At 44.6% G+C, this 19261-nt stretch carries 19 protein-coding genes; 6 read left to right on the forward strand and 13 right to left on the reverse strand.

Annotation, left to right across the window (positions count from 1 at the left end; translation table 11 throughout):
• Positions 1-150: 150 nt before the first annotated feature.
• Positions 151-807, forward strand: coding sequence for a TetR family transcriptional regulator (locus tag O9X78_RS13555; RefSeq protein ID WP_269620244.1), 657 nt, complete (start codon positions 151-153; stop codon positions 805-807).
• Positions 797-1018, forward strand: a complete 222-nt coding sequence (locus O9X78_RS13560) for a DUF3820 family protein (protein ID WP_269620245.1) — start codon at positions 797-799, stop codon at positions 1016-1018. The genes O9X78_RS13555 and O9X78_RS13560 overlap by 11 nt, the downstream gene beginning before the upstream one ends.
• 3 nt (positions 1019-1021) lie before the next feature.
• On the opposite strand, the gene O9X78_RS13565 is transcribed toward O9X78_RS13560, so the two are convergent.
• The 7 genes from O9X78_RS13565 to O9X78_RS13595 form a co-directional block, all read right to left on the reverse strand.
• Positions 1022-1450, reverse strand: coding sequence for a hypothetical protein (locus tag O9X78_RS13565; RefSeq protein ID WP_269620246.1), 429 nt, complete (start codon positions 1448-1450; stop codon positions 1022-1024).
• A gap of 81 nt (positions 1451-1531) precedes the next feature.
• Positions 1532-3883, reverse strand: a complete 2352-nt coding sequence (locus O9X78_RS13570; protein WP_269620247.1) for a TonB-dependent receptor — start codon at positions 3881-3883, stop codon at positions 1532-1534.
• Positions 3884-3979: 96 nt separating this feature from the next.
• Positions 3980-4357 (reverse strand): hypothetical protein, encoded by a 378-nt coding sequence (locus O9X78_RS13575; RefSeq protein ID WP_269620248.1) that lies wholly within the window; start codon positions 4355-4357, stop codon positions 3980-3982.
• The gene (locus tag O9X78_RS13580; RefSeq protein ID WP_269620249.1) at positions 4347-4778 is read right to left on the reverse strand and encodes a nuclear transport factor 2 family protein; all 432 of its coding nucleotides are present in this window, start codon (positions 4776-4778) and stop codon (positions 4347-4349) included. The genes O9X78_RS13575 and O9X78_RS13580 overlap by 11 nt, the downstream gene beginning before the upstream one ends.
• A 10-nt stretch (positions 4779-4788) precedes the next feature.
• The gene (locus O9X78_RS13585) at positions 4789-5097 is read right to left on the reverse strand and encodes a 2Fe-2S iron-sulfur cluster-binding family protein (RefSeq protein ID WP_269620250.1); all 309 of its coding nucleotides are present in this window, start codon (positions 5095-5097) and stop codon (positions 4789-4791) included.
• 37 nt (positions 5098-5134) lie between these two features.
• Positions 5135-6397 carry a cytochrome P450 gene (locus tag O9X78_RS13590; protein ID WP_269620251.1) on the reverse strand — a complete coding sequence of 421 codons (1263 nt, stop codon included), beginning with the start codon at positions 6395-6397 and terminating at the stop codon, positions 5135-5137.
• A complete protein-coding gene (locus O9X78_RS13595) occupies positions 6394-7785 on the reverse strand; it encodes an aldehyde dehydrogenase family protein (RefSeq protein WP_269620252.1) in 1392 nt (463 codons plus the stop codon). Before O9X78_RS13595 ends, O9X78_RS13590 begins: the two co-directional genes overlap by 4 nt.
• Before the next feature lie 168 nt (positions 7786-7953).
• Here O9X78_RS13595 and O9X78_RS13600 point away from each other — a divergent pair, with 168 nt between their 5' ends.
• On the forward strand, positions 7954-8469 hold the full coding sequence (locus O9X78_RS13600) for a MarR family winged helix-turn-helix transcriptional regulator (RefSeq protein WP_269620253.1): 516 nt from the start codon (positions 7954-7956) through the stop codon (positions 8467-8469).
• Between the two features lie 24 nt (positions 8470-8493).
• Positions 8494-9174, forward strand: coding sequence for an RluA family pseudouridine synthase (locus tag O9X78_RS13605; protein WP_269620254.1), 681 nt, complete (start codon positions 8494-8496; stop codon positions 9172-9174).
• Between the two features lie 40 nt (positions 9175-9214).
• Here O9X78_RS13605 and O9X78_RS13610 read toward each other — a convergent pair whose 3' ends face one another.
• The gene (locus O9X78_RS13610; RefSeq protein WP_269620255.1) at positions 9215-9694 is read right to left on the reverse strand and encodes a DUF411 domain-containing protein; all 480 of its coding nucleotides are present in this window, start codon (positions 9692-9694) and stop codon (positions 9215-9217) included.
• A gap of 121 nt (positions 9695-9815) precedes the next feature.
• Positions 9816-10067 carry a TIGR03643 family protein gene (locus tag O9X78_RS13615; protein WP_269620256.1) on the reverse strand — a complete coding sequence of 84 codons (252 nt, stop codon included), beginning with the start codon at positions 10065-10067 and terminating at the stop codon, positions 9816-9818.
• A gap of 251 nt (positions 10068-10318) precedes the next feature.
• Here O9X78_RS13615 and O9X78_RS13620 point away from each other — a divergent pair, with 251 nt between their 5' ends.
• Complete coding sequence (locus O9X78_RS13620; protein WP_269620257.1) at positions 10319-11260, forward strand: DMT family transporter; 942 nt, start codon at positions 10319-10321, stop codon at positions 11258-11260.
• 338 nt (positions 11261-11598) lie between these two features.
• Here O9X78_RS13620 and O9X78_RS13625 read toward each other — a convergent pair whose 3' ends face one another.
• The 4 genes from O9X78_RS13625 to O9X78_RS13640 all read right to left on the reverse strand — a co-directional run bounded on the left by O9X78_RS13625 (position 11599) and on the right by O9X78_RS13640 (position 18016).
• A complete protein-coding gene (locus tag O9X78_RS13625) occupies positions 11599-11853 on the reverse strand; it encodes a hypothetical protein (RefSeq protein WP_269620258.1) in 255 nt (84 codons plus the stop codon).
• Positions 11813-12475 (reverse strand): alpha/beta hydrolase, encoded by a 663-nt coding sequence (locus O9X78_RS13630; protein ID WP_269620259.1) that lies wholly within the window; start codon positions 12473-12475, stop codon positions 11813-11815. The genes O9X78_RS13625 and O9X78_RS13630 overlap by 41 nt, the downstream gene beginning before the upstream one ends.
• 249 nt (positions 12476-12724) lie before the next feature.
• The gene (locus O9X78_RS13635) at positions 12725-17167 is read right to left on the reverse strand and encodes an NACHT domain-containing protein (protein ID WP_269620260.1); all 4443 of its coding nucleotides are present in this window, start codon (positions 17165-17167) and stop codon (positions 12725-12727) included.
• A 333-nt stretch (positions 17168-17500) separates the two neighbouring features.
• Complete coding sequence (locus O9X78_RS13640) at positions 17501-18016, reverse strand: RDD family protein (protein WP_269620261.1); 516 nt, start codon at positions 18014-18016, stop codon at positions 17501-17503.
• A gap of 548 nt (positions 18017-18564) precedes the next feature.
• On the opposite strand from O9X78_RS13640, the gene O9X78_RS13645 reads away from it, so the two are divergent.
• Positions 18565-19257, forward strand: coding sequence for a transglutaminase-like cysteine peptidase (locus O9X78_RS13645; protein ID WP_269620262.1), 693 nt, complete (start codon positions 18565-18567; stop codon positions 19255-19257).
• Positions 19258-19261 lie beyond the last annotated feature (4 nt).

A 19261-nucleotide genomic window follows, 5' to 3' on the forward strand; every position in this document is an offset into this window, starting at 1 on the left:
ACTACATCCTCCGCTGGTCACATCCGGCGGAGGATTGTAAACTTACCCTCTAAATACTGATCATCGCAAATACCACGCCAACAGCTAGGCTGTTAGGGCATACGTTAGATCGGCAATCACATCCTTCTCGACCAAGAGCCCGAGAACATTATGAGTCGTCCTCAAAAGCGCCATCGCAGCCACGGCGATACGCTAATTAATACTCGACAGGCATTACTAGAAGCTGTTTTAGAACTGATAAACCGCGACAAGAGCTTCGACGGTATCAGCCTGCGTGAAGTTACCCGTGAAGTTGGCATTACACCCGGCGCGTTTTACCGACATTTCCCCGATATGGACAGCCTAGGCTTGGAGCTGGTCACCTCTTCATTCAGTACACTGCGCACCATGCTAATCACAGTACGCGCTAACCCCCTTCCCGAAGAGTTAATTATCCGCCGCTCCGTAGAGACCTTTGTCACCTATGTACGGGCTCATCGACGCCAATTTCAATTCATTAGCCGAGAAGCCTATGGCGGTGTTGCAGTTATCCGCAACGCTATTAATGATGAGTTCAAGCAACTCGAAGTAGAACTCGCAAGCGACTTAGCAAGATTAGTGAGCAGCGATAATTGGAGTGAAGACGACCTACAAATGCTGGCTAGCTTGATGATTGGCTCGATGATTCAAATCGTGACTCAGCAGCTCATGGGCCGACCACGCGGTGAGGATGATGCTGAGTTAATCCTCAAAGCTGAGAAGCAGCTTCGGCTTATCGCCCTAGGTGCAAATGCTTGGCACAGTACGAGCCCCAAGAATGACGCTTGAACAAGATCCACAATTATTAATCGACGCCGTGAATCAGATCATGCCCTTTGGAAAGTACCAAGGTAGGAAATTGCTAGAACTGCCGGAGCCCTATTTAGTATGGTTTCACAAACAGGGATTTCCGGCAGGTAAACTCGGTGATCAACTGGCACTCATGTACGAAATAAAGCTAAACGGCCTAGAGAACATGCTAAGGCCATTACTGCGCTAAAGCTTATAAACCAATTAGCGGTGAATTCAACAGGGGTAGCTGGGGAACTATCGTCAAACCCGGCGAAATAATAGTCCCACCACCCAAAATATAATCCACCGTGGTCAACGGATTTTCTACCAAGACGTCAAATATTGGTATTAGCTGGCCTTTTAAGGGACCACCCAAGCCAATTAAAGTATCAACAGGATTGTCACCTCCGAGTAATATGTCAGATCCGGCAATGAAAAATACACCGCCATTCTCAAGCGCCCCAGGCAACAGACCCAATTGACCGATTGGTGCATACAGCGTTGCCAAAGGACCATCGGTGAGCGATAAAAGACTAAATACCTCAGCCTGCGCAGACGCGCCACGACTTACTGCAGACAACGAGACCGCAAGTAAAGCAGCGCCAACAATAGATTTAGAAAAATAGTTTTTAAACTTCATACTTACTTCCTTTTTATTCTCAATAATTAAAAAGGCGGAGGACACGCCGTTACATATCCTCCGCAAGAGCGATCGGTCGACTTAGAGCAACGTATCGAAATCCCATTTCAACTTCAGACCATAGGTACGCGGTGGCGCTAAAGTCACTGTGCGACCAAAGTCTTGTTGCACCATGGCCTGGGTATAATCTTTGTCTTTGGCGTTATTCACAAAGGCAGTCAACTGCAAGCCCAGTGGATCATAGAAATAAGAGATACGGCCGGCCCAAGTTTCATACTGGTCTTGAATAAAAAAGGGAGATGCCTGCGGCGTGGTGTTGTACCCACTGTTGTAGTAGTAGTCCACACCAAATTCCAGATTACCGAAATCTCCCATACTCAAGAACTGGTTAGCAGAAACACTTGAACTAAAACGTGGCGTTCTTACAATGCGATTGCCGCTAAAGTCGCGCGCTGGATCGCCGGTTAAACTGTCGTCTCCAAAGTACAAACCAGTGTCATCATCAAAACCTGCACCGTTTTTATAGTCAGTATAGAGTGCATCCAAATATGTTGCGCCACCACTAAAGACTAAACCGGGGTTCAGGTCTGCCATTGGCTGCCATTGAAAGTCAATTTCAGCGCCTTCTATTTCAGCCGTACCCGCATTTTTAAAACTCACTATGCCTCCAGAGGGAATAGCAACCAAGGCGGTTAACAAGCCTTCTATTTTAGTCTTAAAAATAGCGCCATTTAAGCGCAAGGTACTGTCAAACAAATCTGATTTAAAACCAATTTCAAACGCAGTAGCCTCTTCCTTATCAACCGGGTCGGGGTTGGTGAAGAAGTTTACAATATTATAGGTTGGGCTCTTGTAACCACGCTGCGCAGACGCAAATATTTGCAGATTATCGGATGGAAAGAACTGTATTGCTAACCGCGGTGAAACCGTTTTTTCCTCAAGATCTGGCGCCTGAAAATCAGAGATACGAATATTCTGTGAGCGGTCACCGGAGCGATAGTACTCATTCGGCGGATCGCCAGCGGTCGGTAAAACCACATCTAAATAGCTATTGGTAATACCACGCACTTCTTCTTGGTATCGAACACCTGCAGTTACGTTAAACCAATCAGTAGTAAACCAGGTGGCCTGCGCATACGCAGAATTAGATTCGGTGGTAAGAATACCGCCGTTACCGAGAACAATGTCGGGCGTCGAATTGAGTATTGGACCTAAGATAGGCTTCAAAAGATTCGGCAAGCCCGCTAGGTTAGCCGCTAAACCGACGGGATTGAGTGTTAAATATAAACTACCAAAGCCACCCTCGCCTTCAAGACGGTACAAACCGGCAACCCACTGCAGGTCTTCCGACAGCCAGGTATCTTCGTTGGACAAAACCTGCAATTCATAGGTTTTCTGATCATTAAACTGGTCGGCACTATAGAAATAGGCTTCAGCTTGCTCAGTTGAATCAAGGTCGTAATGCGCCTCATCAACAATCGCGTAGTTCTCAGAATAAATAAATTTCACATCAACCGGGCCGGGATGCCATTCAAATATGCCACCGTAGAGCTCGTTCATGGTGGAGTTACCGCCAAGATCATTATTGTGCCAAACTCGATCCGGCTCGTCTGCCTCGACGCCTGCGAGCAATACCGGTGCGGGGCGTGTGTTCTCTTGTGACAAAGAGTTACTAGTAAATTGGTTACCGTAAGAGGCAATCAACGTCATGGAAAAGCTGTCCCAAGGATCCCAACGCATTTTTACCCGCGCGCCTTCGGCAAACTCGTCTTTCATTGGACCAGGCTGGCCGTTCACTTCATTGCGACCGTATAGGCCTTGCGAACTATTAAATAGCGACACGGTTAAACCTAGACTATCTGTAACCGGCAGGCCTAAATACAGTTGGCTAGCTTTGGCGTCGTAATTACCCACTTCTGTTTTCAGGTAGCCAGTGAATTCTTCTGGTGGATCTTCAGTGATAATACTGATCGCACCACCTGTGGCATTTCGACCAAACAAAGTACCCTGTGGCCCCTTCAGAACCTCCACGCGCTTTACAGCGCCTAGAGTATCTTGCTTACCCTGACTAGGCCCGATGTTTATGCCATCAATATAGGTTGCAATACTAGGGTCAGCATTGGGTAGAAATGCATCAGTACCAATACCACGTAAATAAATCACGGTGTAGCCATAAGCATAAGTAAAAGTTAAGCCAGGGGTGATTTTTTGAAGATCTGCGGTCGAGTCAACGCCCATTGCATCAAGTTTTTCGCCACTAAATGCGCTAATCATAATCGGGATATCTTGCGAGTCCTCCTCACGCTTTTGCGCAGTCACCATGACCTCTTCGATCAAACGGCTTCCTTGCCCAGCAGCATTCGCTGTCATTGGAATCGAAATAGCTGTACTACCACCGATAGCCAAGGCCATCATTCGATAAAAGTAATTCATTATTTACACACCATTTTTATCTAATTTTTATTAACAGTACCGCAGACTTATTAGGTGCCTGCTAGCAACTACCACTTCCAGATTAAAAATTGAAACTCATGTCTTCTTTATAAAGGCAGCAATAAAAACCAACGCCGCGCCAAAGTCGGCAATTGAAAGAATTAACAGTGCCGCAGAAACGCCCTGCATATAGCCAAATAACAACCAGCTACCAGCGAACAATTTCACCAGCAGACTTATAAAAACAAGATCTCTGCTATCTTTAATTCGCAGCCTTAGTAAAGAAAATCCGAGCCCTAGCACACCAGCAATACCGACAAAAGTATTCAAGGCAGTCTTTGCCGAGCCAGCATAGAAGTCTGTATCACCAAAGGAGAGTACCAAGCCAATTACATATTCATTTAAGCATGGTATTGCCAACAGCAGAAACAAACCCACATCCGACGCGTAAAAACTACGATGACTAGGCAGCATTATTGGTAAACGCCTTGTAAGCTACAGTGGTATTCATAAAGTCACGGAACCACAACCATTTCCCATCTTTACAGGTAATCACATGAACAAAGGGCGACTTAATTTCATTACCATTTACTTTGGTAGTTAATCTAAGTCTACCAACAACAATGACTTTGTCATTCTCACAAATGAATTCTTCCGCCTCGAAAACATGAATATCGACGGAAGAAAGAACCGTCTTAAAAAACTCCCTACACTCGGTTAAGCCGTTATAGTCTCCAGCGTAGGGGATCTCACTGGGACCATAGAATTCAATATGAGCGTCCTCATGGAGCAGTTCCACAATACCATCCACGTCGTGACTACCAAATCGGAAAAACACCTCTTTGGTTAACGCCAAATTTGCCTCTTCAAGTTTTTTTGTTTCGATCTCACTCATTATTATTCCCCTATTCAGCTTGAGCTATTGTGATATTTAACTTACTAATTTCTGCTTTCGACGCTAATTGACACAGTAATCTACTGCCGCTTTGAACATGCAACAAGCCATCCAATACGTCGCGCTCATTCTCATCGCAATCAGATAATTTAACCGCGTCATCTTCATCAGTATAAATGTGGCATGTTGCACAGGAGCAGCAGCCACCACACAAGGCATCTATTTTCATTTCATCGCTAAGAACACTAAATAGCTCAGAGAATCCTGCCACGTTGTACTCAGCTATTTCACCTGCCCTATCTGTTACTATTACCTGCACGTTCAAACCCTTAATCGATATTTTTCATTAAATTTACTTATGCTTTCTTAGCAACAAGCTCTACCGGTAAAGTGCTAAAACCATAGGCCAATAGACCGCCAGACTGACGACGAGAAGCAGCCAAACTACCTTTGATTCCGTCGCATTTATCCAATATCACGTTCAGCATTATTTCTGCCTCAACTCGCGCGAGGGGCGCGCCAAGGCAGTGATGGATACCACGTCCAAAGGTGACGTGCTTTGCGATATTTTTTCGCCCAATAATAAATTTTTCTGGCTCAGGAAATACGCTTTCATCATGGTTAGCGGCAGCCATAAAAAAGGCAATCCAATCGCCCGCTTTAATAGCTTGTCCCGATATTTCACAATCCTGGAGGACAAGACGGAATAAGCGCTGCGGTGGCCCGTCTCTACGAAGACACTCTTCCATAAACGGCCGGATAAGACTGCGATCTTCTTTTAATTTCGAAAACCACGTTGGGTCTTCAAGCATGACGCCCATTAAGTTTCCGATAAAGTAGGTTGTGGTTTCAGCGCCGGCGACAACCAAGGTAATACAAAAAAGAATGACCTCTTCCTTCGACAGAACATCACCTTCGTATTCTGCGTTTATGAACGCAGTCATAAGATCGTCAGAGACTTTTACACCAGCCGCGATATCCGAGTAGCGTTTTTCAACCTTGGCAACAAAGTAATGAAATAACTCTACATTACAAGATTGGCGCTCTTCCGGTGTGAAATCTGAAGACACCATAAAGGCATTCGCCCAGCGAACTAGCAGCTTGTAATCTTCACGGGGCAAGCCCATTAGGTAAGTCATTACCAGTGCAGGAATAACGCCAGCCACGTCCACCATAAAATCCATTTCGGAATTTACGCCAGCATCTATAATTTTGATAATATCAATACGCAGACGATCAACAATATCATCGTGAATGCGCTTTGGCGTAAACGCCATTTTTGCCAAGTTTCTTAATGCGGTATGACGAGGACGATCATGATTAACCAACATCAAACTGGGTGCACTTGAATTAGCCTGCATCGGATCTTCCGACGAGAATATTTCAGGATTACGCAAGACGTAGTCAACGTCCTCATAGCGCGTTACGACCCAAGCCGGATACGGCGTATCAACACCTGGAACAGTACCCGGTGGATAATCCAATAAACCGTTCACAGGTGCGTGGGCACGTAATTGCTTATAGACCGGGTAAGGATTGCTAATACATTCCGGCGAAAGCATATTTTTAACGAGGGCGTCGATGTCGATGCCACTAGCGCTCAAAGCATTATTATTCATATCTTCCTCATTAATTTGTTAACCATTCTGAACACATCTGAATAAGGGGGTGTGACGAAGCCTGATACATCTATAAATCCAGATTTATACACTGCCCGATTATTAGAGAACTCTTTAAAACCATACTCGCCGCGATACTTACCCATGCCGCTACCACCAATCCCGCCAAACGGTAAGTCGTCGTTGGCATATTGAAAAATAACGTCGTTTTTGACCAAACCACCCGAACTGGTTTCACACGCGACACGTCGAAACTCGTCTTCGCTACGACCGAAATAATAAATAACCAAGGGATGTGAAGATTGATTGATATACGCTATTTGCTCGTCAAGGTTGCCAATCGTTCTTATGAGCAACACCGGCCCAAATATCTCAGCGCAATTGATGCTTGCATCATCTGAGGGATCAATCACCACTGTTAACTGGTAGGCGGATTGATTGACACCCGAAAATGTGAGGATACGACCGCCCTGCTTCTCGCCATCCAACACCAAATTATTTAGTCGCTGGCGGTGCCGCTCATTCACTACCGACACGGAATCTGCGGATCCCTGAGCTGAGTCGGCTGTTTCAACAGCCGCCTTTAACTCGCTCAGAAATGAGTCTAATCGCTCTGGCGCAATTAAAAGGTAATCTGGGGCAATGCAGATTTGCCCAGCATTAAAGTACTTACCAAAGGCGATGCGCTTTGCAGTCAATTTTAAATCGGCTGACGCACTGACGATAACTGGTGATTTCCCACCGAGCTCAAGGGTAAGTGGAACAAGATTTTCTGCCGCGTCACGCATAATATGCCGGGCGACCACTTCTCCGCCGGTGTAAATAATATGATCAAATGGCAGTTTAACGAATGCTTGTGCGACATCGACGTCTCCGCATGCCACTGACACTTCGCTATCGGAAAAATACTTAGCAATTAAGGTTTCGAGTAAAGCCGATGTCGCCGGCGTCGCCTCTGATGGCTTTATAAACGCGCGATTACCCGCTGCCAAAACCGATACCAATGGCGACAATGCCAAATTAATCGGGAAGTTCCAGGGGCTCACAATACCTACCACACCTTTAGGAAAGGCCTCTACATACGTCTTGGCACCGCTCATTCTCAAGCTTAAATCAGGCGTTCTGCGCTCGGCCTTCATCCAAAACTTCAAATTCTTTAAAGCATGGTTTACTGATTTAATACTCGTCGTGATATCTGCAAATGAACTCTGGTCTACCGAGCGATAGCCAAAATCTTCGGATAGGGCTTCACACCACGCAGATTCATTTTCAGATAACATGGCCTTTACCCGACGCAAGCGATCCAGTCTTATTGAAAGCGATGGAAATCGTTCCAATTGGTAGGCGCCGCGCAAGATATCTAACTGACGTTGAAGGTTGCTACTCACATCCACATCCTGCTCTAATCATTATCATTTCGAGCTAGAATATAGATACAAAGAAATAGTGTCAACTGGACACTATTTCCAATATTCACAATGTCACAGATCATAGATCTTGACACTGCGCAAAATCGACCCTAAATTCACATACAAATCAATATATTGGGAAAACAATTGAAAAACAGCTGGAGAAAGTACGACGACGTGCCTGTCGACCAGGAAACTGCGCCAAATATGTTTTTGGACTATTTTTACCCCATTCACTTTTCTATTGGGATGAAAATCGAAGCCGGACTAATGGAATGCGGACGCCTTGATCGCCACCAAACCGTCATTATGTGGATACTTAGATCGGAAACCGTCCGCAGCGGTGAAAAGTCTATTAGCCGTAAAGATATTGTGAAATTAATGACTAACTGGTATGACATTACCAGCAGCAGTGTTTCCAAAGCTTTGCGCGCCCTGTCAAAAGCTCCCCTCCACTATATAGAGCTGGAAGAGGATCCACATTCTGGACGGGAAAAACTCATTACACTCACCCCAGAAGGACAGCAACATTGTAACGAAATGATTGCCAGCGCCTGCAATGTGATTAAACGTCTTACTGAGAATTTCTCTGACGATGAAAATAAAATGGGCATTTATATGTTCATGCGTATGGACGACGAGTTCTCAAAAATTCGTGGCTAATTCTGTGGGTTTATCAAAGAATCCGTGTCTATTTTGAGTTCGGGTATTGATGATTTTATCGCGCCGCCCTGCCTTGAAGAGATAGATATTCTGTTTCAAGATGAGCACATCCTACTCATAAATAAACCAAGTGGCTTGCTGAGTCTTTCAGGGAAAAACCCGATAAACAAAGACTCAGTACACTTTCGCATGCGCGACAAATTCCCAGAGATCACCCTTGCTCATCGCCTCGATTTAGGTACATCGGGTATTATGATTTTAGCGCTAAACAAAACTGTCAATGCTAATTTATGCAGGCAGTTTCAGCATCGCAGTATGCAAAAAACCTATATCAGCGAACTAATGGGACATCTCAAGGAAAATGTTGGCACCATCGATGCTCCTATCGCGAAAGACCCGGAGAACTTTCCTGTACTTAAAATTTGCGAAGTAACAGGTAAAGCAGCACAAAGTCATTTTCAAGTCATCGCCAGATTGTTAAACCCTAAACGAACCCGAGTGCTCTTTACCCCGCTGACCGGCAGAACACATCAACTTAGAATTCACAGCCTAGCAATTGGCCACCCAATTTTAGGCTGCGATCTATATAACTCTGAGAATTCAACACAACTCGCGCCGCGACTATTACTGCATGCTGCCTCATTAGAATTTGATCATCCATCAACGGGTGAACGAATCGTAGCGCACTGCCCGTGCCCATTTTAATTATTCGGTGACACAACTTCCGACTAAGAAGCGACGGCTACTAGAACTGATCGTTATACGACTCCATCCGAGCAAAGACTTCTGTTGTTCCATCATTCTTCACAAGTATGACACTATATGGCGTAAACCGACCTCCCATTTCCATGCCAGGGCTGCCCACTGGCATACCGGGAACCGCCAATCCCGCAGCATCGGCCGGCGGATTAGCTAAGAAACTCGCTACGACACTCGCGGGAACATGACCCTCAAAGAAATAGCCATTTTCACTAACACCGGTATGGCAGGAGCTGAGATTTCGAGGTACGCCTAAAGCTACTTTTTTCTGATCTAAATCCCCAGGATGATAGACCTTAGTAGTAAAACCATGCTCTTCAAGGTGATCAACCCACTTGCCACAGCAGCCGCATGACGGGCTTTTAAACACATCTAAGGCGCTAACCGCCGCCGGTATCGATTCCGCAAATACTATGCCCGCTTTAAGCAGCACACAAAGCAGAAGAAAGTATCTAAACTTGATCATCGTACCATCCTTAAATGTCTGTAAATATCACGAGAAATTTGACTCCGCATTCTAGCAGGGATCGACGTTTACAGACGCTAGTTAGTCACGTCGAAATAAAGTCGGTGAACCCACATCCCAGTTACTTATGCTTATATTGCGTTGGACAGTAAGCTCTGCTCACCTCTGGGTTCCTTAGCTTCAAATGCTTTGTGGAACGCCCGCTTACTCTTTTCCGCCACGACTTAAAGCTTTGCGGCTTCAAGTGACTACGCATTACACTAACAACCATAGCCTCATTTAAGCCAAATTGAAGCTTAATAGCTTCGAATGGCGTCCTATCTTCCCACGCCATCTCTATCACTCTAGATTCATCTTCATACGACAAACGCATTGGTATACGCCCTAAAATACTTACAAACAGTCCACTGGGTCGATACGAAGATTCATGCGTAAAAGATGACGTTGAGACAAAAAAATGAACGCCTTATTTCATCTTTGAAGGTTCATTAACCCGAAATCGTATAACAACAAAGTAGCAACGATATACCAGTATCACTCGACCTCAATGCGAAGATAGCGGTAGCAGGCCATGGACCGAGAAAACCAGTATACTAACGCTCCACTCCAATCTGGCCAAAACGCTTGAACAACGCCCATAAAGCCGATCTGATACTTGTGATAGTAACTCTATTGGCGGCCGTCAGCTGGATGTTCTCGAAAGAGGCGGTAATGCAAATGCCGCCTCTATTATTTATGTCGGTACGTTTTATTCTGGCGGGTTTGCTACTCGCTTGCGTCTCTTACAAAGCACTTGGCGAGCTAGCGCTATCTGGCTGGTTTCACGGCGCTCGGGTAGGCATGGTATTTGGCGTTGCGATGTGTTTTTGGGTTACGGGCTTAGCCAAAGCTAGCCATGTAGGTGAGGCCGCATTCTTAGCCAGCCTCGGAGTGGTGATGGTTCCCATCATTGCAAGACTTCTATTTAAAGAGGCGATCCCCCACAGTACGTGGCTCGCCTTGCCTGTCGCAGTCCTTGGGCTTGGCTTTCTGTCCTTTAGCGCACCACTAGATCACGCGATGAAACTAGAAACTTCGCATATTCTTTTACTGACATCAGCCACTTTTTTCGCGTTGTATTTCAACCTGAATACCCGGGCCACCAATACCCAATCATCGATACTAGCAAATGGCGAGAGCATCAAAAAAGGCAACGTTCCTGTACTCGCCTTAACGACTATTGTTCTAGGAACCACCGGCGTAATTACCGGCGCAGTATCAGCGATGCTTGAGCCTTGGTACCCCACATTCGTCAATCTCCAGCCCGAATTAGTTGGCTGGGTTTTACTATCCGCTACAATTGGCACGGCCCTGCGCTTCTTATGTCAAACCTATGCACAGAGCTTGACTGCGAACAGTCATGGCGTGGTAATCATGGTACTGGAACCGCTGTGGACAACGCTAATCGCAATGGCGTGGTTTGGTGAAACCATGAACACAAATCAGTTGGTGGGTTGTTTCTTGATTTTACTGTCACTAATCGTCAATCGCTTCAGAACCATTAGTCAGCTTTTACGCCCGAAATAGACCGCCACTAAAACAGGAATTAGTGACCAAGTATAGAAACGGAATTGTCTTGTTCCCTAGCATCCATTTTAGCGTTTAAATCAGTAAAGATAATTTACTCCCAGCCCTTCTTCCAATAAAAAATTCAAGCAACAGGCTGACGAAGATTCCCAAAAAGCCTACAGCACGGAACACCTTGCAACGCATTAATCTAGGGCTAGTTCATTGAATCACTTTGACGTATGTTTTATCGCCTCCATAAAATCAAGATAATGCCTAACCACTCCGTCAGAGTCCTCCACCTGAGGATAATGACCAATATTTGCCAATACGCCGAAATAGCCCAACCGGCAGTTGAGCTATTTATAACGAGCGACCATATGAGCGCCCGACACTGGATCAACCGCGCCATTAATCAGCGCTAAAGGAATAGTCGACTGCTGTAGTACAATTACCCAACGTTCGCGGTGTTCTTTACGATCTCGCATATAAGTAATTAAATTATGAAAAATATGTTTACCGTCGTTCTCATTAGTTAGTTGCCAAAATACCGCCAACTCCTCTTCCGCCCGTTTAACCGCCGACCTTGAGCCACTCTTTAATACTGTTTCCAATATCGACTATTTCCTCACCACAGACTTCGTGCTGCATCGGATAACTACGATATTTAGGCTTAAAGCCCATACTTTGTAAAATTTGATTAGCGGTATGTCCCATAGTTTCTGGCACCATTGGGTCTTGAGTGCCATGAAAAATATGAATAGGTAGAGCCTTGTTCGCATCGGAGAGCGTCACTTCCTTAGCGGTTGCGAAATACGTAGACATCGTTAGCAAACCCGCCAAGGGTTTTGGATAAGAAAGCGCGGCGTGATACGCCACGGCACCGCCCTGGCTAAAACCTGCTAATACGATACGACTGCTATCTATACCGGCATCCAATTCCCGTTGAATTAACTCTCCGACCGCCGCGGACGAAGCTTGTATCTGAACTAGGTCAATCTCGCGCTCTATCGACATCGCAAGAATGTCATACCACCCCGGCATCACCATTCCGCCGTTAATGGTAATCGGTATTTCTGGCGCATGAGGGAATATAAAACGAATACCATGATTGTCTGGCAGACCAAGATGAGGAACCACAGGCACAAAATCATGGCCACTGGCACCCAAGCCGTGCAGCCAAATCACAGCGGCATCTGGCGCGCCTTTGGGCTCTAATATTTCACATTTGAGCAAGGCTTTAACTCCTTAGCGATTATAAATTGAGGGCACAATATCATGTTCTGTCATCCCCAGTCTTTCGTCGAATATGCTGGCCATATGTCGATTCACCCATAAAATGTCCGTTTTGGCCAGCTTATGGTAAAAAGCAATATTGCCATGCGCAAGTAGGGTCGGTAGTTGGTAATAAGCGGAAATTCGATTTATATTTACTACAAATACTCATCTATCCTTTTTAAACCACCTAATGATTAGTAAGTTAAACTATGCAAGTAACGCCTCTAGCTCTGTGACCCCATGATTAAGAAACCAATCCTGAACTGACAACACTCTATCGATAAAATCATCATCATCTGATAAATCGGCTTCTTGAAGAAGTAACTTTAGCGTCGTGAGCAGCGCATCAGGGCGGTGAAAATAAATGTGGCTAGGTAGGTCAGATAAACGCTCTACCAAATCTTCCAATACTTCTAGGATGCTAATGGGCTCAGACGCAACGTTTTTTTCTAACCAATTAAATGTGCTGTCGATTTCTCGAACATGCTCTATCGGCGCTTTAGCAATGAACAACTTGATCAAAGAAAAAGGCACAAATCTTATTTGGTCCTGATTATCCAGAGAACGTTCAAATTCAGTAAAAACTGATTTTGATGTATCAGTTTGCATCAAACGAGATAAACCCTCTATACAAACTGACGAGCTTTTGGTGCAGTTTAGATTTGCAACGAATACCTGCCCGATGCCTTCCACAACGGCCTCATTACGTTCATGAACGCCTTCCCAGAGCTCATCTTCATCCATATGACCTGATAGAAAAGAGAGTGTAGCCAAGCGTCCCCAAGCAGCAGAGCTTTTCTCATCATCAACCGTCTTAAGAAGCTCTATATAAGGTTTAACGCTGTCAAAGTGGGAGTGATATTGATAATACAGAGTTCTCTCCAAGTGCTTTATTAATCTCGGTTTTGCACTTGTAACCAGCAGGTTAACTAATCTCCAGCCTAGATCAGCCTCTTTACTATGAAAATAAGGAAACCTTCGGAGAAAAGTTGCACGCACTACGATTGAAGGATCTTTTGCATAGCGGATAAGTAACTGCTGTAGCTCGTCCGTTACTGGTTTTCCCCTATCCAGGCGGTCGTTGCATATCATCAATAAGGTTTCAGCGGCAGTTCCACGAACAGAGTTAATTCCGGCATTAATAAGGCTATGTGCCTCTTCATCCTTTTCAGGTTCCGGGCTTGGGTGCAAACCTAGCCGCCATAATTGGAAATAAATCCTTTCAAGTGATTGATCGTCATCTAAAACTGTACCGCAAGCTTCGATAGCTCTGGAGGAAGTATATCCACGGTAGTCATCGCCACAGTACTGCTCAACTAAATCCAGTACAGTTTTCGCAAGCATGTTTCCCTCAGGTAAAGGGTCAATAGCTTTCCAGTTTGAATTACTGAGATTTCCAAAGCGACACCTTAAATGAGATGCTAGACCATCAATAATTGAATAAATGTAACTGGTAGATAAAGAGGAACGATCAATCATTGGAATTAGCGGAACAAAATGCATTGGCACCCACGATGCTGCGGTGCTTAAAGCGCCATTCAAGCTCTCTCGTCCACCGACAAGGCCCTCTGAAAGCCTGACACCCCATCCATCATATTCATTATAATGACGAAATAGTTTAATCAGCGTTATATGGTTTAATTCGATTAATTTTTCTGAAGATACTGGAGACCGCACCATTCCGCCGCTGGCACCGATTGATGGTTCAGGAAGAATAGCGCCATACGCCTTTTCACATTTTCCAAAGAAATCATTCAGTTCAGGCAGTCTGTATATGGCGGGCACCCACGCTAAGTGTTGATATATATTCCGCTCTATCCAGTCATATCCATCCTCTAGATCATCATACAATCCTATAAGTAATCGTTGATGTTGCTCCTGTGCTGTGTGAGATATATAGGGGTAAGCCCTTGACGCCAGCATTCCTAATTCATATTCCATATGGCCATAGCGCAAAAGCTCACTGTCTATAAGCTGGCCTTCTATTCCTTCAATATGGTCTGGGATATTAAATAAATATGTTTCGCATAATAAATAACGTACACCTAACTCTCGACTTACTCGCAAGCGAGTTTCAAATTCTTTCCAACGAGGGTCATTGCTCTGCGCCCTAATTTTCATTGCTGATTCAACGGCATCTAAAAATTCGTGAATTGAATCGTGCGGCAGCATATCGTAGTTTGTATGACGCTGATTGTAGGATGTTGCATCTAACAGGTTGGACTCGAACGGATAATGATCGTCCTCGGGTACAAATCCCTGAGAAAATTGCAGTATATACTCCATTGCACAACCAAATAGAATATCTGACTGTTTTAGTCGGTTCTCTAAATATCCTTCATTCAAAAGATCGTGCCGTTGGCAGTTGAGCTTTAACTCCCGACCACGACGAATTTCAGCAATGGGTTCCGCATCACGGATAATGTATCGCCACAATAACTCGTCACCATCCCCCGTCGCGTCAACATACTGGCAGATCGCGCGACCAACATCATCTCGTTCACCCTCATTGGCAGATAAAAGTTTCTCTAAAAGTAGGCCAACTCCGGGAGCATCCCACTTTTTTAGCTTTCTGATATCTGATGATATAGACCAAACTAAATTATCAATTGGTAACCACCGCTCATCAAGAGCACGATTCCAAATCGCAATTATCCATTCCTCATAACCATCCAAAAACTGTGAAAAATAGCGTAGAACAACACCAACGCTATCCCCTAAAGAGGATATATTAGCCGTCGACAACCAGTGATTATGTAGCAATAAAAACCAATCCCTTCCATTAGCCCTGTCGAGAAACCGGCTAAATATAGTTGGTAGTTTTGACGACAACACCGATATGATCGCAAGGTCATCCTCTCTTGCGGCCATTTCTGCCAAAGTCTCAATAGCCAACCTCTTTAAGTGCATTGAAATATTGTCGTCTAATAAAAATTGACGCAGTTGTTTTGTAAATTGGTCTGGCTGATTTGATCTAAGTGTTAGGATAAATGCTCTAACAGCGGGCCTAATAAAGGGCAGCTGAGGCTGTGAGGTGACAAACCGTTTCAAGTCCACACCATTTACCTGAGCCTGTCGGATACGAAGTGCATCAGCCAGCGTCTGATGACTGAACATCAATTGATGAGGGCTAACCTCAGCAATCACTTCTTGGCTTAGTAAGCGCTGTAATTGTTGAGGGTTGACGCCCAGTAGGTTTCTTGGGAATTTATAACTGCGTTGTGCCAGCAAGCCAACAGCAATATTTTGAAGTGCCTCCACAACTTCAGCGCCTAGGTATTCGTCGTTCTCTATTAGCTCCCGAATGTATAGTTCGTAAAGGTCGTGCTCTTCAATGTCTGGCAGCCTCATTCCTCTCTGGATTAGCACATAAAACAGGCGCACATTCTGTGGAATCAGTAATAAGCCCTTCAACGTAGCACTTATTTCATCGGGGTTAACTCCCCACTCAATTAACAGTGGTGCAATATCATCATTGAACGATAGAGGTTCAACCGTCACCGTTTCAGCCCATGACGCCTCACGTAACAAAGGGTCATATTGCGCATCAAAAGAACGACTAGCCGCAATCAATGTGATATTTGGAACAACGGAGAGACTTGCAATCAAACCAAGAAAACACCGGAGGCTTTTGTGGCTCCGCCCAACTGCTAGTACATCCAGTGAATCAATAATAACAACAAGACGGCACTTTCCTGCCAGATGTGCGCTCTGAGCAATAAAGTTTGGCGGCAACCCAGACTCCACCAAGTCATTAAGTGAATCAATTGATGCGAAAAGATCACCTTTTATAAATAAGGTAGCAATATCAGTTTGGGCATCCAAATATTCCATTAAATCCAACAAAATACATGTTTTTCCTCCACCGGCTATATCCTCTAATAACACCGAAGATACGCCTCTATGAACTGCGTCCGTTAATAACTCAAGCTCAGATCGAATTATCTTAGCTCCACCAATGGTTCGGACCCACTGGCGTCCCTGTAATGAAAATTCTCGAAATGCCTCTATAACTACCTTTTCATTAAAACCAAGAACATGATAAATACCATGCCTTTCAAGCATACCAATAACAACTTGACGGTCTATCACAAATTGAGGGTCGCCTAATTTGCTATGCTGGCGATCAACATAATTATAAATAAGTTTAAGTGCAGTCTCTGACTGAGAAAAATTTGCATGTAGCAATCCAAGGCTAAGCCTTTGCCAGCCCTCAGAAGAATGGTGGTCTCCAATACCTATGCGTTTCACTAATGCAAATGCATTCGCCTGGTCGTTCTCCCACAATGTGGCGAGGTCACTCAAAGTATCCTTCTGCCTCTGCGGAGCTACTCTAAGAAAAGACTGGTAATCGGGATAAAGATTAGCTTCCTCGATGAGGCGCTGTAGTAAGTTAAATGGCGTTCGCGAATAAAAATGAAAGTCGCAATCAGCCTCCACAAGAAGTTGGTCTCTTGCAGAAATCAGCTCCTTCTTTAAAACAGTGTCCGTAAGTTTCCAGTATTGGTGATCAGTCTGATTGACTTTGGCCTGGAGGAAGCGTTTATTACCATTGCTGAATAAAATGACGATATCATCACCATAAATGAGGTAATCCTCGTCAGGTAACGCGACTGCATCGACTTGAATGCCAGCAATATTCTCATCCATTAGCATCTCAACAACCCAATAAAGCGCTACGGACCGCTGATATGTATCCCCTCTATTTGAACGTATTCCCGCAAGACTCATACCTTTAAATTAACCTCCATGGTTTAATGGTGGAGCTATTATTCAGGCACAGCAATTTTATGTTTGTAATTTTCAAGACGTCACTAGTACGAAGAATTTTTATGTCCGCTTTGGGTCGATACCAGTCTAGCGCAGAACTCAAACGTATGACGGCTTTTGTGACGACACTGTCATATTACTTGCCTAAAGCCATATTTTCTGAGCCAGAAAGGTAATCCCCAAATAAATTGCTTCTTTGAACAAGGCCACTGATTAAATTCGATATACGATAGTCTTACCTATGAAATCATGAAGCGCTCGACACTGGTAACTTGAGAAAAATGTCATTATATCGATGACAACCCATAAAGTTGCCCCCCAGTCGAACCACCGAGCGATTGGAATAAGCTCAGACGCATTATGGGGAGTTGCACCCGAGTAAATTGCGCTCGCCGATAACAAAGCAATCACTACTGAGAAGCCCAGCGGAACGATTTCTCTTAGCAAAGCTTGACGATAATTCATGGAGCCTCCATGTATTGACCTTGCTTTCACCTTCAGAAGCATTTTCCCTAGTGTTTGGCCATACTTACCATGCATCACTATCCTATAAAGACTGTAACTAACCGCACCGAATAAAAAATACACCCCAAAAACTAGATTTTTAGAATTATTGCCTTCGTAGATAAAGTCCTCAAGAAACATTAACGGAAAGAACAATAATCCATCAACTAACAACGCCCAAAAACGCGGCCAAAAAGTATCATATTGATGATCCGTCGATGTCATATATTTTAACGCCTTATTTGATATACAGACTAAAGACAACTAATTATAAGCTTCTTGACCGTCTTTCCCCGCTAGTACTCGTACCATAGCAATTGGATTGGATAATACGCGGGTGTATGCAGCCAAGGTATTAGCCTGCCCAGACTTTTTACGTCCGCTAATGTGACGTTACGACCACAATATGGGTGAACTCGCGGCCATGTTATGGGTAAAACCCCGATTGGAACTTAAAGTTATACCGCCAAGAGCGCTCCTTTTGGCCATCTTGTGGCTCAATTTCCCTGCTAGTTTATGGGTGAATCAACACATATTGCGGCGCTGTGCTTTCGACACCGAGAGCTATTCTGTAAAGGAAACAATGCGAGCCCACATAAAAAAAAGCCAGGAATTCATACCTAGTACCTTAGTACGATGCATTTTTATCGCTATGCATGTAAAACCGTACCAAAGCGTCAACAAACCAAGTGTATGTGGGCACCACCACATAAAACAATCTCGGTATCGGACATAACAATGTCTATCAGCCAACACTTTTTTACATACACCACGTGTTTTGTATAAGAATATACAGAACACATCGTATCTCCAGAATATTACTTTGGCTGCTTCTTGCCGCCTTAACGTCCCTAAATGTCTTCGGCATTGCGAATTTTGAACAATTTGAACGTCTAGCGTCTTCTCAATATGGCGCAAACGCAAATTCACTCGCTGTTGAATTCACTCGCCTCCTTGTAAATCTTAGTGACGCTGACACCGACACAAAACTAAAAATGGTCAATGATTTCTTCAACGACAACATCCAGTTTAGAGATGACATTAGTCTTTGGGGAGAAAATGACTATTGGGCTTCGCCGTTAGAAACTATAGGTAAAGGCGCTGGCGATTGTGAGGATTTCACCATTGCTAAGTTTGTGGCTTTGAGATTACTAGGCATACCTTTAGATAAACTGAGACTAACCTATGTAAAGGCGAGGATTGGCGCCGCATCCAGCAAAATAAGTCAGGCGCATATGGTGCTTAGCTACTACGAGTCGCCAGCGGCGACCCCACTTATTCTGGACAATTTATACCCGAACATTCGGCCAGCCAGCCAACGTCCTGATTTAACACCCGTATTTGGCTTCAATAGTGAGCGCTTATGGGTTGGTAACGCAGCGCAAGCAAGTAGCTATGACCCGAAATCACGCTTATCACGCTGGCAAAAAACGTTAGCAAAAATTCATGATGAAGGTTTGGATTAAGACC

The sequence above is a fragment of the Zhongshania aquatica genome (assembly GCF_027257955.1).
Classification (GTDB): Bacteria; Pseudomonadota; Gammaproteobacteria; order Pseudomonadales; family Spongiibacteraceae; genus Spongiibacter; species Spongiibacter aquatica.

Coding starts and splice junctions, on each gene's coding strand:
- O9X78_RS13555 (WP_269620244.1), top strand. CDS start 151: ATGAGTCGTCCTCAAAAGCGCCATCGCAGCCACGGCGATACGCTAATT.
- O9X78_RS13560 (WP_269620245.1), top strand. CDS start 797: ATGACGCTTGAACAAGATCCACAATTATTAATCGACGCCGTGAATCAG.
- O9X78_RS13565 (WP_269620246.1), bottom strand. CDS start 1,450: ATGAAGTTTAAAAACTATTTTTCTAAATCTATTGTTGGCGCTGCTTTA.
- O9X78_RS13570 (WP_269620247.1), bottom strand. CDS start 3,883: ATGAATTACTTTTATCGAATGATGGCCTTGGCTATCGGTGGTAGTACA.
- O9X78_RS13575 (WP_269620248.1), bottom strand. CDS start 4,357: ATGCTGCCTAGTCATCGTAGTTTTTACGCGTCGGATGTGGGTTTGTTT.
- O9X78_RS13580 (WP_269620249.1), bottom strand. CDS start 4,778: ATGAGTGAGATCGAAACAAAAAAACTTGAAGAGGCAAATTTGGCGTTA.
- O9X78_RS13590 (WP_269620251.1), bottom strand. CDS start 6,397: ATGAATAATAATGCTTTGAGCGCTAGTGGCATCGACATCGACGCCCTC.
- O9X78_RS13610 (WP_269620255.1), bottom strand. CDS start 9,694: ATGATCAAGTTTAGATACTTTCTTCTGCTTTGTGTGCTGCTTAAAGCG.
- O9X78_RS13615 (WP_269620256.1), bottom strand. CDS start 10,067: ATGCGTTTGTCGTATGAAGATGAATCTAGAGTGATAGAGATGGCGTGG.
- O9X78_RS13635 (WP_269620260.1), bottom strand. CDS start 17,167: ATGGATGAGAATATTGCTGGCATTCAAGTCGATGCAGTCGCGTTACCT.
- O9X78_RS13640 (WP_269620261.1), bottom strand. CDS start 18,016: ATGACATCGACGGATCATCAATATGATACTTTTTGGCCGCGTTTTTGG.